The 14,617-nt window shown below is 71.1% G+C and carries 13 protein-coding genes and 1 pseudogene; 13 read left to right on the top strand and 1 reads right to left on the bottom strand.

What is annotated here, in order from left to right:
• The first annotated feature begins 2 nt into the window (after nucleotides 1–2).
• The 4 genes from ctaD to BLV24_RS17625 are packed head-to-tail and all read left to right on the top strand — an operon-like array spanning nucleotide 3 to nucleotide 4,778.
• On the top strand, nucleotides 3–2,570 hold the full coding sequence (gene ctaD, locus BLV24_RS17640) for a cytochrome c oxidase subunit I (protein ID WP_092684248.1): 2,568 nt from the start codon (nucleotides 3–5) through the stop codon (nucleotides 2,568–2,570).
• Nucleotides 2,567–3,004: a hypothetical protein gene (locus BLV24_RS17635; RefSeq protein WP_092684246.1), complete on the top strand. Its 438-nt coding sequence runs from the start codon at nucleotides 2,567–2,569 to the stop codon at nucleotides 3,002–3,004. The genes ctaD and BLV24_RS17635 overlap by 4 nt, the downstream gene beginning before the upstream one ends.
• Nucleotides 3,001–3,660 (top strand): cytochrome c oxidase assembly protein, encoded by a 660-nt coding sequence (locus tag BLV24_RS17630; protein ID WP_092684244.1) that lies wholly within the window; start codon nucleotides 3,001–3,003, stop codon nucleotides 3,658–3,660. The genes BLV24_RS17635 and BLV24_RS17630 overlap by 4 nt, the downstream gene beginning before the upstream one ends.
• The gene (locus BLV24_RS17625) at nucleotides 3,657–4,778 is read left to right on the top strand and encodes a c-type cytochrome (protein ID WP_092684242.1); all 1,122 of its coding nucleotides are present in this window, start codon (nucleotides 3,657–3,659) and stop codon (nucleotides 4,776–4,778) included. Before BLV24_RS17630 ends, BLV24_RS17625 begins: the two co-directional genes overlap by 4 nt.
• A 36-nt stretch (nucleotides 4,779–4,814) precedes the next feature.
• Here BLV24_RS17625 and BLV24_RS17620 read toward each other — a convergent pair whose 3' ends face one another.
• On the bottom strand, nucleotides 4,815–5,402 hold the full coding sequence (locus BLV24_RS17620; protein ID WP_245710638.1) for an exopolysaccharide biosynthesis protein: 588 nt from the start codon (nucleotides 5,400–5,402) through the stop codon (nucleotides 4,815–4,817).
• A 425-nt stretch (nucleotides 5,403–5,827) separates the two neighbouring features.
• On the opposite strand from BLV24_RS17620, the gene BLV24_RS17615 reads away from it, so the two are divergent.
• The 9 genes and pseudogenes from BLV24_RS17615 (at nucleotide 5,828) to BLV24_RS17580 (ending at nucleotide 14,613) form a co-directional block, all read left to right on the top strand.
• Nucleotides 5,828–7,903, top strand: a complete 2,076-nt coding sequence (locus BLV24_RS17615; protein ID WP_092684240.1) for a catalase — start codon at nucleotides 5,828–5,830, stop codon at nucleotides 7,901–7,903.
• Between the two features lie 365 nt (nucleotides 7,904–8,268).
• Entirely contained in the window at nucleotides 8,269–9,003 is a 735-nt protein-coding gene (locus tag BLV24_RS17610) for a dimethylsulfonioproprionate lyase family protein (protein WP_092684238.1), read from the top strand.
• Nucleotides 9,004–9,111: 108 nt separating this feature from the next.
• Nucleotides 9,112–9,764: pseudogene (locus BLV24_RS22660) on the top strand (alpha-amylase family glycosyl hydrolase); the annotation flags it as partial.
• A 122-nt stretch (nucleotides 9,765–9,886) separates the two neighbouring features.
• Entirely contained in the window at nucleotides 9,887–10,213 is a 327-nt protein-coding gene (locus BLV24_RS23065) for an alpha-amylase family glycosyl hydrolase (protein WP_483860476.1), read from the top strand.
• Between the two features lie 195 nt (nucleotides 10,214–10,408).
• Nucleotides 10,409–11,392, top strand: a complete 984-nt coding sequence (locus BLV24_RS17600; protein ID WP_092684236.1) for an ABC transporter substrate-binding protein — start codon at nucleotides 10,409–10,411, stop codon at nucleotides 11,390–11,392.
• Nucleotides 11,389–12,255 (top strand): ABC transporter ATP-binding protein, encoded by an 867-nt coding sequence (locus BLV24_RS17595; protein WP_092684234.1) that lies wholly within the window; start codon nucleotides 11,389–11,391, stop codon nucleotides 12,253–12,255. Before BLV24_RS17600 ends, BLV24_RS17595 begins: the two co-directional genes overlap by 4 nt.
• Nucleotides 12,252–13,001, top strand: coding sequence for an ABC transporter permease (locus tag BLV24_RS17590; protein ID WP_092684233.1), 750 nt, complete (start codon nucleotides 12,252–12,254; stop codon nucleotides 12,999–13,001). The genes BLV24_RS17595 and BLV24_RS17590 overlap by 4 nt, the downstream gene beginning before the upstream one ends.
• Nucleotides 12,998–13,789 (top strand): ABC transporter permease, encoded by a 792-nt coding sequence (locus BLV24_RS17585; RefSeq protein WP_092684232.1) that lies wholly within the window; start codon nucleotides 12,998–13,000, stop codon nucleotides 13,787–13,789. The genes BLV24_RS17590 and BLV24_RS17585 overlap by 4 nt, the downstream gene beginning before the upstream one ends.
• Nucleotides 13,786–14,613 (top strand): GntR family transcriptional regulator, encoded by an 828-nt coding sequence (locus BLV24_RS17580; RefSeq protein WP_092684230.1) that lies wholly within the window; start codon nucleotides 13,786–13,788, stop codon nucleotides 14,611–14,613. Before BLV24_RS17585 ends, BLV24_RS17580 begins: the two co-directional genes overlap by 4 nt.
• The last annotated feature ends 4 nt before the right edge of the window (nucleotides 14,614–14,617 follow it).

The following is a 14,617-nucleotide window of genomic DNA, read 5'->3' as shown; positions in this document are numbered from 1 at the left end:
CGATGACCGAACCCCAGGCTCCCGCGCTTCCCCAGGCCGAGCGCGCCCATCCCGAATGCCAGGACGATCCGGACCTTCGCGCGGCGCAGGAGGCGCGGCTGCGCGCGGCCTGGGCCACGCCGAAGGGCTGGCGCTATCTGACCGCGGTGAACAACACCGAGGTGGGGCTGTGGTACGCGGGCTCGGCGCTGGCTTTCATGCTGTTCGCGGGCGCGCTGGCGCTGATCATGCGCGCGCAGCTGGCCGTGCCCGAGAACGACCTGGTGGGGCCGGATTTCTACAATCAGGCCTTCACCCTGCACGGCACCGCGATGATGTTCCTTTTCGCCGTGCCGATCTTCGAGGCGGTGGCGATCCTGATCCTGCCCGCCCTGCTGGGCGCGCGCGAGCTGCCGTTCCCCCGGCTCTCGGCTTTCGGCTTCTGGTGCTATCTGATCGGGGGCGTGTTCGTCTGCGGCTCGATCCTCTTCGACGCGGCGCCCGACGCGGGCTGGTTCATGTATCCTCCGCTCGCCACCGAGCAGGGCGGCATCGGCGCCGACATCTGGTTGCTGGGGCTGAGCTTCATCGAAGTCGCCTCGATCGCCGCTGCGGTCGAGCTGATCGTGGGCGTCCTGAAATGCAGACCGCCCGGCATGCGGTTGAACCTGATCCCGCTCTACGCCTGGTATGTGCTGATCGTGGGGGCGATGATCCTGTTCGCCTTCCCGCCGCTGATCGCCGGCGACCTGTTGTTCGAACTGGAGCGGTTGCTCGACTGGCCGTTCTTCGATCCGACGCGCGGCGGCGATCCGCTGCTGTGGCAGCATCTGTTCTGGATCTTCGGCCACCCGGAGGTCTACATCATCTTCCTGCCCTCGATCGCGCTGCTGGCGATGATGATCCCGACCTTCGCGGGACGCCCCATCGCGGGCTATTCGTGGATCGTGCTCTCGGCCATGGGCACCGGCTTCATCAGCTTCGGGCTGTGGGTCCACCACATGTTCACGACCGGGTTGCCCTCGCTCAGTCTCGGCTTCTTCGCGGCCGCGTCCGAGGCGGTGGCGATCCCGACCGGCATCCAGATCTTCGTGTTCATCGCGACGCTGATGCTCGGGACCGTGCGCCGCTCGGTCCCGATGTTGTGGAGCATGGGCGCGCTGGCGATCTTCGTGGCCGGCGGGCTTACCGGCGTGATGCTCGCGATCGCGCCTTTCGATTTCCAGGCGCATGACAGCTATTTCATCGTCGCGCACCTGCACTTCACCCTCTTCGGGGGGATGCTGTTCCCGCTGGTGGCCGGCATTCACTACTACTATCCGCTGGTGACCGGGCGCATGCTGTCGCGCCGGCTGGGCGTCTGGTCCTTCTGGCTGTGTTTCCCCGGCTTCGTGATCTGCTTTCTGCCGATGCACCTGACCGGCATGCGCGGGATGCCGCGGCGGGTGTGGACCTATTCCGAAGGCCTGGGCTGGGACACGCTGAATCTGGTGTCCTCGCTGGGCGCGTTCGTGTTCGCCGCGGGCTTCCTGGTGTTCATCTGGGACCTCATCCGTCCCAAGGGCGAGGCCGACCGCGCCCCGCGCAATCCGTGGAAGGGCGGGGCGCTGGAATGGCTGCAGGAGCAGCCCCCCCGCAGCTGGGGCGTGCGCTGCGTCCCCCAGGTCTCGTCGCGCTATCCGCTGTGGGACGATCCGGACTTCGTGCGCGACTACGACGCGGGCCGCTTCTACTTGCCCGACGCCGAGGAAGGCCGGCGCGAGGGGCTGGTGACCTCGGTGCTCGACGCCGAGCCCGAACAGGTGCTGCGCATCGGCGGCCCCTCGGTCCTGCCGTTGGGCGGGGCCGCGGCGCTGGGCGGCGTCTTCATTTTCGCGACGTTCCACTGGTGGTGGCTGACGGCGATATCCGGGTTGGGGGCGCTGGTCCTGATCCTGCGCTGGGTGTGGACGGGAACCGGCGAGCATCCCGAGAAGCCCTCGAAGTCCATCGGGCTGGGGCGCGAGGCGGCGCTTTACGTCTCGGGGCCGAAGTCGACGGGGTGGTGGGCGATGTTCATCACCATGCTGGGCGACCTCACAGCCTTTCTCGGGCTGTTCTTCGGGCTGTTCTTCTTTCTGACCGTGCATGAGGCGTTCCCGCCCCTCGGCCTGCCGGTCCCCGGCGTGGTCTGGCCGATGGCGTCGCTGGGGCTGGCGGCGGTCTCGTGGCTCGCCACCTGGGGCGGGCGACGGGCCAACGCGGCCGGACGGGTCGGGGCGTTCCGGGCGCTGCTGGCGCTGGCGCTGGCGACGGGCCTTGCGGCGGCGGCGGCGCTGGCCTGGGGGCCGTGGGCGGCGGGGATGGACCCGACCGCCCATTCCTGGCCGGCGATCGTGTGGGCGCTGGTCCTGTGGTCCGCGGCCCATGCCGGGGTCGGCGCGATCATGCAGGGCTTCTGCCTGGTCGCGAGCTTCGCCGGCCGTCTGACGCCCGCCTACGACGCCGACATCCGCAACACCGAGGTCTTCGCCCATTTCCACGCCTTCGCCGCCATCGTCACCGCCGTCGCCTTCGCCGCCTTCCCCGAGGTCCGGGAGGTCGCGCCATGACCCGCCCAGCGCGACGCGAGCCGCAGGAGGCCGCCCGCCGTGACCGGCGCTTTCACGGCGAGGGCCCGCGACAGACGCGGGGCCTGTGGCGGATCGCGACCGGACCTCTGATCTGGGGGGGGCATTTCCTCGTCTGCTACTGGATCGGCGCGAGCTGGTGCGCCCATGCAGGCCCCGGGGCCGGGCTCGGCCCGGCGTCCTGGGGCGTGGCGGCGGCGACGCTGGCGGCGCTTGTCGCGCTGGGCTTCGCGTTCCGCGCCCTGCGCCGGGTTCGCGGCCTCAGCCTCACCGACGACGATCTGGTTTACGAAGCCGACGACCCGGAGGAGCGGCGCCGCTTCCTCGCCCATGTCGCCACGCTGCTGTGCGTGGTGAGCTTCGTGGCGATCCTCTACACGGCGCTGCCGGCGGTGATGCTGGAGACCTGTCGATGACCGCGCCGGGGCTTCTTCGTCGCGCGGACCTGGCGCTGGTCGCCGGGCTGGGGGTGCTGGCGCTCGCCTGGGCGGGGCCGCTGCCGCGGCTGAGCGGGGGGAGTTTCGCGGCCCATATGGCCCTGCACATGACCGTCGTGGCGATCGCCGCGCCGTTGCTGGCGCTGAGCCTCACGCGCGGCGCGGTCCCCATGCCGCTCTGGGCGCCTGTGGCGGCCTCGCTGGTCGACCTCGCGGCGATATGGGCCTGGCATGCGCCGGCGCTGCACACGCTGGCGCGCACCTCCGCCGTCGGGCTCGCGGCGGAGCAGGCGTGCTTTCTCGGCGCTTCGCTCGCGGTCTGGATCACGGCGCTGGCCGCGGCGCGGGGCGGGGACGGGGCGGAGGAACGGGCCAGCCGCGCCGGGGGGCTGGCGGGGGCGGGGGCGCTGCTGTTCACCGCCATGCACATGACCATGCTGGGCGTGGTGGTCGCGCTTTCGCCGCGGCTGCTGTGCCGGGCGCCGACCGAGGGGCCGACGCTGTTCGGCCTCGACGCGCTGGGCGATCAGGAGGCGGGCGGCGTGCTGATGCTGGGCGCGGGCGGCGCGATTTATCTGGCCGGCGGGCTGGCGCTGGCCGGCCGCGCGATCCGGGGCGAGGAGACGAACGCATGATCCGCGGACCGATCCGCATCCGCACGCTGGCCTGGATCCTGGCCGGGCTCGCCGTGCTGGCCGTCGTCGTCTTCGCGGCCGGGTTGTCGCCCATCGGCGCCGCGGGCGGGCATAGCGCCGCGGCCCGCTGGATCCTGCACACGGCCATGCGCCGCTCGGTCGCCTTTCACGCGATGGGGACCGAGGTCCCCGACCTCTCCGCCCCCGGCCTCGCCCGTCTTGGCGCCGCGCATTTCGAGAGCGGCTGCGCCCCCTGTCATGGCAGCCCCGCGGCGCCGACGGGAGGGGCGGCGCAGGCGATGCTGCCGCCGCCGCCCGACCTCGCGGCGAGGATCCCGCTGTGGACGCCGGCCGAATTGCACCGGATCGTCGACGAGGGCGTGATGATGACCGGCATGCCCGCCTGGCCCGCCCGCGGCCGCGAGGACGAGGTCTGGGCGGTGGTGGCCTTCCTGCGGAAGCTGCCCGAGCTTGACGCCGAAGGCTACCGGGCGCTGGCGCATGGCGGACCCGAAGGCTCGTCCCGCGGGCTGGCGTTGCCGGCCGATCCGCCCTTCGCGGACTGCGTGCGTTGTCATGGGACCGGGGGACGCGGGCCGGATGACGACGCCACAGCGCCGGGACCGATCCCGCGGCTCGACATCCAGCCGCGCGCGGCGCTGGAGGCGGCGCTGAAGAGCTACGCCGCGGAGGCGCGGCCCAGCGGCGTGATGCGCCACGCGGCCGCCGGGCTGGATGCGGCGACGCTGGCCGGGCTCGCCGCGCGTTTCGCCGCCGCCCCGCGCGATCCAGCCGCCGCGCTCGACCCCGCCGGCGTGGATGAGACGCTGCTGGCGCGAGGCCGGGAGATCGCCCGCAGGGGCCTGCCCGCGCGCGACGTCGCCGCCTGCGACGCCTGCCATTCGCCGCGGGGCGAGCGGGTGCGCGACGTCTTTCCCCGCCTCGCCGGACAGCGCCGGAGCTATCTGGAAGCGCAGCTGCGCCTCTACACCGCCGATCCCCCGGTCGCCGGCGGGCCCCGGGCCGAGCTGATGATCCAGGCCGCCCGCCACCTGCCGGCCGCGGACGCGGCGGCGGTTTCGGCCTGGTATGCCTCGCGCGCGCCGGCTCCGCGCTGATCCCGCTCGCAGCGGACCGGGGCGCGCCCCGCCGGCTCAGGCGGCGACGAACAGCGGCACGCAGGCGGCCGTCAGCACCACCGCGATGCCCAGCGACGCGAACAGCCCGTCGCGCACCAGCACCGAGATCGCCAGCAACGCCGTCGCCAGCCCCAGCGCCGACGAGGTGAACGGCACCAGTTCCAGCATCGGCATCGCCAGCCCGCACAACAGGCACAACGCCAGCGGCAGCCGGTCGAGCGGCCAGCGGAACAGCCAGGGGAACCGGGGCCGCGTGCGCCGGTCGACCCAGCCCGCCGGTCGGCGCAACCAGGCCACCGCCTCGCGCAGATGTCGCCCTTCGGTCCGCCGGTTCAGAATCCAGCGCGGCAGCCAGACGCGGGGCCGCGCCAGCAGGGCGCTCGCCGCAATCAGCGCGATGCTCAGCCCGCAGATCGAGGACAGCAGCGGAATGCCCGAGGCGGGCGTGACCACCACCAGCGCCGGCGCCAGGAGCAGCGCCGGCATCGACCGGTCGCCCAGCGCCGCGACCACGTCGCCGACCGAGAGGGTGTCCCGTCGGGCCGCCTCATCCAGACGGTCGAGCACCTCTCCGATGGGGGCGTGAGGGGCTTGTCCGGCCATCAGCGGCCCGCCTCGGCGTCGCGCGCGCCCGGCCCCGCAGGACGGGAAGCGGCGGGCGCGGTTGGGCGGCCGAACGCGACGGCGGCCGAAGGTCCGCCCGCCCGCGGCGTCGGCGTCGCGTCGGCGGGCGGCGAAACGAGATTCATTGGCAAGCGTCTCTCCCTGCTGGAGGCGCCGGCGAGACCGGCCCGCTGCATAATGCGCGAGGACGGGAAATGTTCCAAAGGGAAGGCGCGCCATCCCGCGCCGGCCCGTCCTCCTCGCCGGCGCGCAGGCGAAAGGTCCCGCCGGCCGGGGGCGCTGAATGGGGCGCTCGGCGTCTCGGGAACATTCGCGCCGAAAGCGGGTTGTTTCATCGACGGCGGACCACGCCGGCCGTCGCCCAGGATCCGACCGGCGTTACAGGCGAAGCAGGAGACCAGCGCATGACCATCGACCCCACGGCGCCCCAAGGGACCCGCGCAGGCGAGGGCGGAGAGCTGCACCAGACCGTCGACGACGGCGGCGCGCGGATGACCACGCAGCAGGGCATCCCGGTCGCGGACGATCAGAACACGCTCCGGCAAGGCGCGCGCGGCCCGGCGCTGATGGAGGACTTCCATTTCCGCGAGAAGATCTTCCACTTCGACCACGAGCGCATCCCCGAACGCGTGGTCCACGCGCGCGGCTACGGCGCCCACGGCTTCTTCGAAGCGTATGAAGACCTCTCGGACCTGACCTGCGCCCACGCGTTGACCCATCCGGGCGAGAGGATCCCGGCCTTCGTGCGGTTCTCGACGGTGGCGGGGAACAAGGGCTCGGCCGACCTGGCGCGCGATGTGCGCGGCTTCGCGGTGAAGCTCTACACCGCCGAGGGCAACTGGGACATCGTGGGCAACAACATCCCCGTGTTCTTCATCCAGGACGCGATGAAGTTCCCCGACCTGATCCACGCCGCCAAGCAGGAGCCCGACCGCGGCTTTCCGCAGGCGCAGACGGCGCATGACAACTTCTGGGACTTCATCTCCTGGATGCCCGAGGCGATGAACATGGTCATGTGGACCATGTCCGACCGCGCCATACCGCGCTCCTTCCGCTTCATGGAAGGCTTCGGCGTCCACACCTTCCGGCTGGTCACGGCCGAGGGGAAATCCAGCTTCGTGAAGTTCCACTGGAAGCCGAAGCAGGGCCTGCAATCGGTCACCTGGCCCGAGGCGGTGACGATCAACGGCGCCGATCCCGACTTCCACCGCCGCGACCTGTGGGACGCGATCAACTCCGGCGACTTCCCGGAATGGGAGCTCGGCATCCAGGTCTTCGACGAGGAGGTCGCCGAGGGCTTCCCCTTCGACATTCTCGACGCCACCAAGCTGATCCCCGAGGAACTGGTCCCCGTGCGCCGCGTCGGCCGGCTGGTGCTGGACCGCATGGTCGACAACTTCTTCGCCGAGACCGAGCAGGTCGCGTTCCACACCGGCAACGTGCCGCCGGGGGTGGATTTTTCGGACGATCCGCTGCTGCAGGGGCGCAACTTCTCATATCTCGACACGCAGATCAGCCGGCTGGGCGGGCCCAACTTCACCCATCTGCCGATCAACGCGCCCAAATGCCCGTTCCATTCCTTCCAGCAGGACGGTCACATGGCGATGACCAATCCCAAGGGGCGCGCCAATTACGAACCCAACGGCTGGGGTTCGAAGGCGGGCGGCCCGCGCGAGGACCCCGAACGCGGCTTCAGGAGCCATCCCGCCGAGGCGCAGGGGCCCAGGCGCCGGGCGCGGTCGGAGACCTTCGCCGACCACTACTCCCAGGCCCGCCAGTTCTATGTCAGCCAGACCGAGGTCGAGCGGCGGCACATGGCCGACGCCCTCGTCTTCGAGCTGAGCAAGGTCGAGACGCCCCAGATCCGCACCCGCCTGCTGGCGCATCTGCGCAACGTGCACGAGGACCTCGCCTCGGCGGTCGGCGAGGGACTGGGCATGGATCTGCCCGACCCCGCGCCCGCGGCGCGCGAGACGCTGACGGACCTGCCGAGCTCGTCCGCGCTCAGCATTCTCAAGAACGGGCCTCTCAATTTCCACGGGCGCAAGCTGGGGATCCTGTTGGCTGACGGCGCGGATGCGAAGGCGGTGGCCGGTCTGAAGAGCGCGGCCGAGGATGTCGGCGCCATGGTCGAGCTGGTGGCGCTGAAGGTCGGCGGCGTGCGGCTTTCGGACGGCAGCGTGTTGCCCGCGGACCAGAGGATCGACGGCGGCCCCTCCGTTCTCTACGACGCGGTGGCGATCGTGCTCTCGGAAGACGGGGCGCGGATGCTCTCCGCCATGCATCCCGCGCGGGTCTGGGCCGCCGACGCCTGGGCGCATGGCAAGTTCATCGCCCATTCGATCGAGGCCGCGCCCTTCCTGATGGCGGCCGGCCTGCCCGACGCGCCCGGCGAAGGGGTGTTCGAGCTGGAGAAGGACACCGCCCCCGACTTCCTGGACGCCTGCAGCCAGCTACGGGTCTGGGACCGCGCGCCCTGATCGGCCGCACGGCCTCCGGCCGGATCGGGCGGTCTGGTTTGGCGGCGGCGGGAACATCGGCCCCGCCGCCGCGGTTGATCGGGGGACGCAGGGCGGCCTCCACCCTTTCCAGGCGGATCGAAGGCCGCATCGGAACAGGGAGGACGAGATGAAGGTCGCGGAATTCCGGATGCTCAAGGCCGTCGCTCCGACCCCTGTCGGCGCCCCGCCGGTCGGCGACTGAACGACTGCGGCCGCGCGTCCCGGACCTGTTGCGATGGCGTCCGGGGCCGGGCCCTTCGCCTTGCCGATCCGGCCGCCTCGTCGCCTGACGCGGCGGCGCGCCCGTCCTCAAGCTTCTTGAAGGCCAGCCGCCTGAGGAACCCATGGATTCACCCACCTCACCCGATGCAGCCGCTTCGGCGGTCGGACGCAGTTGGACCCCGGATCCGGCGCCGGCCTGGCGCCGTGTGGTCGCGCGCCTGGGCGAGCGGATCGCCCAGGGCGGTTCGCATGTCGGCGCCGGCGGGTCCGGCAACGTTCGCGAGCATCAGGCGCGGGTCGCCGCAGTGGCCAGGGATCTGGCCGAGGGCGTGCTCAGCCTGCGCGCGCCGACCCCGGCGCGCCGGCCTGCCGCGGCGGGGCGGCTGGACCAGGCGCTGGCGCGCGGCAGGCGCGGCCCGGAGGCGCCGGCGATCAGGGCGATCGAGCCCCTCGCCCGCGCGCTGGTCTGGCGCGAGGGCTACATGCGCCCGCCCGCCGGCCTTCACGGCCGCTTCGCCCAATGCGAAGTCGCGGCCCCGGGAGGCCCGGTCCATTGCCGCGACATGCGCCTGGGGCTGATCCTTTTCGCCCCCGGCTGCGTTTATCCCGCCCATGCCCATCCCGGCATCGAGGAAAGCTACGTCTGCCTTGCCGGAGCGGTTTCGCAGAACGAGGCGGGGCGCCTGACGCCTGGAGCCCTGATCCTCAACCGGCCGGACCGCGTGCACCGCCTGCGCGCGGAGACGGGCGGTCCGAGCCTGCTCGCCTATGCGTGGCTCGGCCCTGCGCCCCGTCTCGCCCGCGCCGCCACGCGCTTCGTGCGCGCCACGCCCTGCCGCCGGCGCGACGGCGCCTGACCCGGAAAGGATCGCCCATGACCGACCGCTCGACTCCGACCGTTCTCGCCGAGGCCTTGCGCCCCGACGCCCCGCGCCGCGACGCGGGGCGTCCCTCGGGGCGCCCCCCTGAGCGACGCCCGGAACGACTCCGGCCCCGCCTCCGCCGCGTCGTCCGATGCGTCGTGGTGGAAAGGCGCGGTGATCTGCCGGATCTATCCGCGCAGCTATCAGGACACCATCGGCAACGGCGTCGGCGACCTGCCCGGCGTGCTGCGCCGGCTCGACCACATCGCCGATCCGGGGGTCGACGCTATCTGGCTGTCGCCCTTCGTCGCCTCGCCGATGCGCGACTTCGGCTACGACGTCTCCGACTACCTCTCGGTCGATCCGATGTTCGGCACGCTCGAGGATTTGCGCGCGCTGGTCGAGGCGGCCCACGCCCGTGGCCTCAAGGTCCTGATGGATCAGGTGCGCTCGCATAGTTCGAACGAGCATCCGTGGTTCCTGGAAAGCCGGGGAAGCCCGATGGCTCGCGGCCCGACAACTGGCTGTCGGTGTTCGGCGGCTCGTCCTGGCAGTGGGAGCCGCGGCGCGGCCAGTATCGTCCGCACAACGTCCTGCGCGAGCGGCCGGACCTGAATTACCATTGCCCGCAGGTCCAGGACGCCATCCTCGATGTCCGCCGGCATTGGCTCGACATGGGGGGCGACGGCTTCCGGCCCGACGTCCGCGCCGTCTGCTTCCACGATGCCCGGCTGCGCGACAATCCGCCGAACCCGACGCGGCCGACGGGGGCTCGCCTATGGCTGCTGGCTGCTGGCTGCTGGCTGCTGGCTGCTGGGCGCTCGACAATCATGACTTTCCGCGCCCCGCCACGCGGCTGGGGCGATAGGGGCCGCCGCTGGCGCTGACCGCGGCGCTGACCTGCCTACGCGGGGCCTCGCGCCTCCATCAGGGCCTGGAGCTGGGACTGCCCCAGGCCGATGCGCCCCATGAGCGGCTGGTCGACCCCTGCGGACGTGAGGTCTGGCCCGCCTTCCGGGGTCGCGACGGCGCCCGCATCCCGATCCCGTGGGAAGCCGAGGCCCCCCATTGCGGCGTCTCCAAGGCCGAGCCCTGGCTGCCGAGGCGCCAGACCTCGACAGGAGCGAGGCCTTTCCCCGGACCTCGGCCGGGAAGGGCGCCGCGGTCGACCGCCTGCTGTCGGCATCATGCGCCGATCCGCTGATCCGCATGTTCCGCGGCGGCGTCTTGGCCCTGACGCCGTTTGAGGAGGACGGCGACACCGTGCCGGACAGCGCGTCGGACGGCGCGTCCGCCGGGGCGCAACTCCGTTGACATGAAAACAACCTAAAACATAATGTCATAACACTATAATGATTCGACCGCGCAAGACGGTCGGACTCGCCCTCGGGAGGAAAAGATGAAGCTGACGAAGCATCTGGCCGGCGCGGCCGTGCTGGCCTGGGCCGCCATGAGCGCGGTCTCGCCGGCCAAGGCCGCGGACATCGTCGTCACCCACTACGGGTCGTTGATGTATGGCGCGCCCTACGCCATCGCCATGGAGAAGGGATACTTCACGGAGGCCGGCGCCGACGTGACCGGCATCCTCACCTCCAAGGGCGGCGGCACCTCGGTGCGCAACATGATGGCCGGCGACACGCCCTTCGCGGAAGTGGCCCTGCCGGCCGCGATCTCGGCCATCAAGGAAGGCTTCCCGATCCGCATCGTCTCGATGTCGACGGCCGGAAGCTCCGCCCTGCTGGTCACCCGCCCGGGCGAGAAGCTGGAGAACGCCGAGGACCTGAAGGGCAAGCGCCTGGTCTACTCGCGCCCCAAATCGGTCAGCGAGGCGATCTTCCTCGGCATCGTCGAGGCCGCCGGTCTCAAGCCCGAAGACGTGAAGATGGTGGCGATCGGCGACTTCGGCGCGGGCCTGACGGCGCTGGAGCACAACGAGATCGACGTGGCGATCATCCCCGAGCCGATCTACTCCCGCAAGAAGGCCGCCGGCGCCGACTACCAGGTCCTGCCCTGGCTGAGCGCGCTGACCCCCTACTCCGCCGGCACCGTCGGGATCGTGACCGAAGAGATGCTCGCCGCCCAACCCGATCAGATCCGCGCGATCATCGCCGGACGCGCCAAGGCCGTGCGGTTCATGTACGATCAGCCCGAAGAAGCCGCGGCGATCATCGCCAGGGTCTACGACATGGAGCCGGCCATCATCTCGGCCGCCATCTCCAACATCCGTGCCATGACGGATCATTGGTGGGGCGCGGGCGACATCGATTACAAGGCGATGGACGGCATGGCCAACATGATGGCGAGCGTCGGCCTGGTCGACCTGCCGATCGACTGGACCGCCTATGTCGACGAAAGCGTGCTCGACGCGAAGGCCACGCAATGAGGACCGCCGCCGCCTTCGCGACGCCTGTCACGCCCGCCTCGGCGGCGGCGCCCGCGCCCCATGCCCGGCTGGAGGGGGTGACGCGCGTCTACCCCGCCCGCTCGGGCGGGGACGAGGTCCACGCGCTCGGCCCCATCAGCTTCGATCTGCGGCAGGGGGAGTTCTTCTCGGTCGTCGGCCCTTCGGGCTGCGGGAAGTCGACCCTGCTCGACGTGCTGTCGGGGCTTGCGAAGCCGACAGAGGGGACGGTGACCTTCGAGGGCGCGCCGGTCGACGGCAAGGTCCCCGACGGCGTCGGCGTGGTGTTCCAGGAGGACGCGAGCTTCCCCTGGCTGAGCGTGGAGGACAACGTCGCCTTCGGCCTGCGCCGCGCGGGAACCGACGCGGCCGAGACCCGCCGCCGCGTGGAGTTCGCCATCGGCTTCATGGGCCTGCGCGATTTCCGCCGGGCCTATCCCAGCCAGCTCTCGGGCGGCATGCGCCAGCGGGTGTGCATCGCGCGCACCCTGGTGATGCAGCCCCGGCTGATCCTGCTGGACGAACCGTTCGGCGCGCTCGACCAGCAGACCCGGCTGCTGATGGGGGATGAGCTTCTGCGCCTGTGGCGCGAGACCGGGGCGACCGTGATGCTGATCACCCATGCGCTTGACGAGGCGAACCTGCTCTCGGATCGCATCGGCGTCATGTCCGCGCGTCCGGGACGCTTCATCGAGGTGGTGGAGACCGGCTGGGACCGGGAGCGCGATTCCAGCCTCGCCGAGCGTTCGGAATTCGGGGCCGTGACGTCCCGTCTCTGGTCGCTGCTGCGGGGCGAGTCCCTGCGCGCGATGGGGCAAGGCCAGGCGGCGGAGAAGAGGGCATGAGCCTTGCGGGATTCCTTCGCACCCTCCTGATCGTAGGCGCCGTCGCGGCGCTGGAAATCGCCTGCCGCACCGGCGCGATCAAGCCGACCATGGTGGTCGCGCCCTCGGCGATGGCGCTGGGCGTCGTCGAGGCGCTGCGCGATCCCGAGTTCTGGCGCCATTTCGGCGTGAGCGTGCAGGCGGTGGCCATCGCCATGGTCATCGCCGTCACCGGCGGGTTCTGCATCGGCTTCATGCTCACCCGCGTGCCGCCGCTGCGCCGCGCAGTGTCGCCGTTCCTCGCCTCCTACTACTCGATCCCGCACATCGCCTTCTATCCGCTGCTGATCGTGATCTTCGGGCTTGGCCGGACGCCGCTGATCTTTCTGGCGACGATGTTCGCCATGGTGGCGATGATCCTCGCCACCATGGCCGGGCTCGACCGGGTGCCCGCGGTGCTGGCCAAGACCGCGCGGGTGCATCGGCTCGGCCTGGTCGACGAGATCCTGCGCGTGCGCCTGCCCGCCGCCGCGCCGCATATCCTGTCGGGGCTGAAGCTGGCGGTGGCCTATTCGTTCATCGGCGTCATCGCGGGCGAGTTCATCATGTCGACCGAGGGCATCGGGCACGAAATCGCCTACGCCTACGACAATTTCAATAACCAGCGCATGTACGCGCTGATCCTGATCGTGCTGACCCTGGTGACGAGCTTCAACATGAGCGTTTTCGCCTGGGAGCGCCGGATGCTGAAACGGAGAGGCCTGTGACCGCCGCCGCCCCCCCCCGCGCCTCCATCTCCGTGCGCAACGCGCGCGACCCGGTGCTGGTCTGCGCCGCCATCGTGATCGGGTGGCAGCTGTTGCACGAGCTCGCCGGCGACGTGGCGATCACCGCGCCGCTGCCGACGCTGTCGCATCTGCTGCACATGGTCGGGCAGGCCCGCTTCCTGCCGCATCTGGGCGAAACCGCCATGGCCTTCGGGCAGGCGCTCGCCATCTCGTGGATCGGGGGGGTGGTGATCGGCTTGCTGCTCGGGGGCCACAAGCTGACCGGAGAGGTGGCCGAGCCGGTCCTGGTGACCCTCTATTCGCTGCCCAAGGTGACGCTTTACCCGGTGATCCTGCTGCTGTTCGGGCTGGGAATGCAGGCGAAGGTCGCGTTCGGCGCCTTTCACGGCATCATCCCGGTGGCGCTTTTCACGCTCAACGCCGTGCGCAACGTGCCCGCGGCGCAATTGCGCGCCGGACGGGCGATGCGCCTGAGCGGCGTCCAGCAGGCCCGCCATATCCTGTTGCCCGCGGCCCTGCCGGAGGTCTTCGCCGGTTTGCGGCTGGGCTTCTCGCTGACCCTGCTCGGAACCATGCTGGGGGAGCTTTTCGCCTCGCAGCGCGGCCTCGGCTTCCTGCTGATGAAGGCCATCGACCTGCATGACGTGGAGACCATCCTGGCCATCGCCGTGCTGATCTCGGCCTTTGCGGTGTCCGCCAACATGGCGCTTCTGGCCGTCGATCGCAGGCTCAGGCGCGGCGCCGCCCCCGCGGGGCACGGCGCATGACCGGTCGGCGGGATCGACGTCGCGACGGGGAGCAGGGGATCGAGCCGGTGGCGCTTGACCGCGAGCGGGGCGCGCCGCTGCATCATCAGCTCTACCTGGTGCTGTCCGACGCCATCGCCTCGGGCCGCTACGAGGAGGGCGACGCCCTGCCGACCGAGGAGCGGCTGACCGAGATCTATGGCGTGTCGCGCATCACCGTGCGCCGGGCCATGAGCTCACTGCATGAGAACGGGCTGATCGATCGCGGGTCGGGCAAGCGCACCCGGGTCCGGGGCCTCGGGGATCCGGTGCGCGGGGCCGGCGGCTCCATCGTCAGCAACATCATCGCCATGGGCGCCGAGACCGTCGCCCGGGTGCTGGAGTTCGAGTATGTCGAGGCCCGCGGGTTCGCGCGCCAGCGCCTGTGGATGGGCGATCAGGCCCCGGTGCAACGCGCGGTCCGACTGCGGTCCATCGACGGCGCGCCGATGGGGCTGCTGACCAGCTATGTCCCCGAGGTTCTGGGCCGCACATGGACTGAGGAGGAGCTGGGCGCTCAACCTCTGCACGCGCTGCTGGCGCGCGCCGGCGCGGATGTGACCGCCACCCGTCAGCTCGCGTCGGCGGCGCTTGCCGAACCGCTCGTGGCCTCTCGACTGGGCGTGCATGTGGGCGCGGCGCTCATCGACCTGCGCTGTCTGATGATCGCGCGGGACGGCCGTGTGGTGGAATATGTCGAGATCCTCGCGCCCCCCGACCGGATGCGCATGCGCTACGATTTCGGCCTGGAAACGCTGGAAGGGCCCGTCATCCCGGCGAAAGCCGGCCCGAAGCAAGAGGAATGATTTC

Source organism: Albimonas donghaensis (genome assembly GCF_900106695.1).
Classification (GTDB): domain Bacteria; phylum Pseudomonadota; class Alphaproteobacteria; order Rhodobacterales; family Rhodobacteraceae; genus Albimonas; species Albimonas donghaensis.
Note: the sequence above shows the minus strand (reverse complement) of the source record. Positions and strands in the feature narration are given on the sequence as shown.

Bases quoted from the DNA above. Each gene is read 5' to 3' on its own strand.
- BLV24_RS17630 (WP_092684244.1), top strand. From the start codon at position 3,001: ATGACCGCGCCGGGGCTTCTTCGTCGCGCGGACCTGGCGCTGGTCGCC.
- BLV24_RS17595 (WP_092684234.1), top strand. From the start codon at position 11,389: ATGAGGACCGCCGCCGCCTTCGCGACGCCTGTCACGCCCGCCTCGGCG.
- BLV24_RS17625 (WP_092684242.1), top strand. From the start codon at position 3,657: ATGATCCGCGGACCGATCCGCATCCGCACGCTGGCCTGGATCCTGGCC.
- BLV24_RS17590 (WP_092684233.1), top strand. From the start codon at position 12,252: ATGAGCCTTGCGGGATTCCTTCGCACCCTCCTGATCGTAGGCGCCGTC.
- BLV24_RS17615 (WP_092684240.1), top strand. From the start codon at position 5,828: ATGACCATCGACCCCACGGCGCCCCAAGGGACCCGCGCAGGCGAGGGC.
- ctaD (WP_092684248.1), top strand. From the start codon at position 3: ATGACCGAACCCCAGGCTCCCGCGCTTCCCCAGGCCGAGCGCGCCCAT.
- BLV24_RS17635 (WP_092684246.1), top strand. From the start codon at position 2,567: ATGACCCGCCCAGCGCGACGCGAGCCGCAGGAGGCCGCCCGCCGTGAC.
- BLV24_RS17600 (WP_092684236.1), top strand. From the start codon at position 10,409: ATGAAGCTGACGAAGCATCTGGCCGGCGCGGCCGTGCTGGCCTGGGCC.
- BLV24_RS17580 (WP_092684230.1), top strand. From the start codon at position 13,786: ATGACCGGTCGGCGGGATCGACGTCGCGACGGGGAGCAGGGGATCGAG.
- BLV24_RS17610 (WP_092684238.1), top strand. From the start codon at position 8,269: ATGGATTCACCCACCTCACCCGATGCAGCCGCTTCGGCGGTCGGACGC.
- BLV24_RS17620 (WP_245710638.1), bottom strand. From the start codon at position 5,402: ATGGCCGGACAAGCCCCTCACGCCCCCATCGGAGAGGTGCTCGACCGT.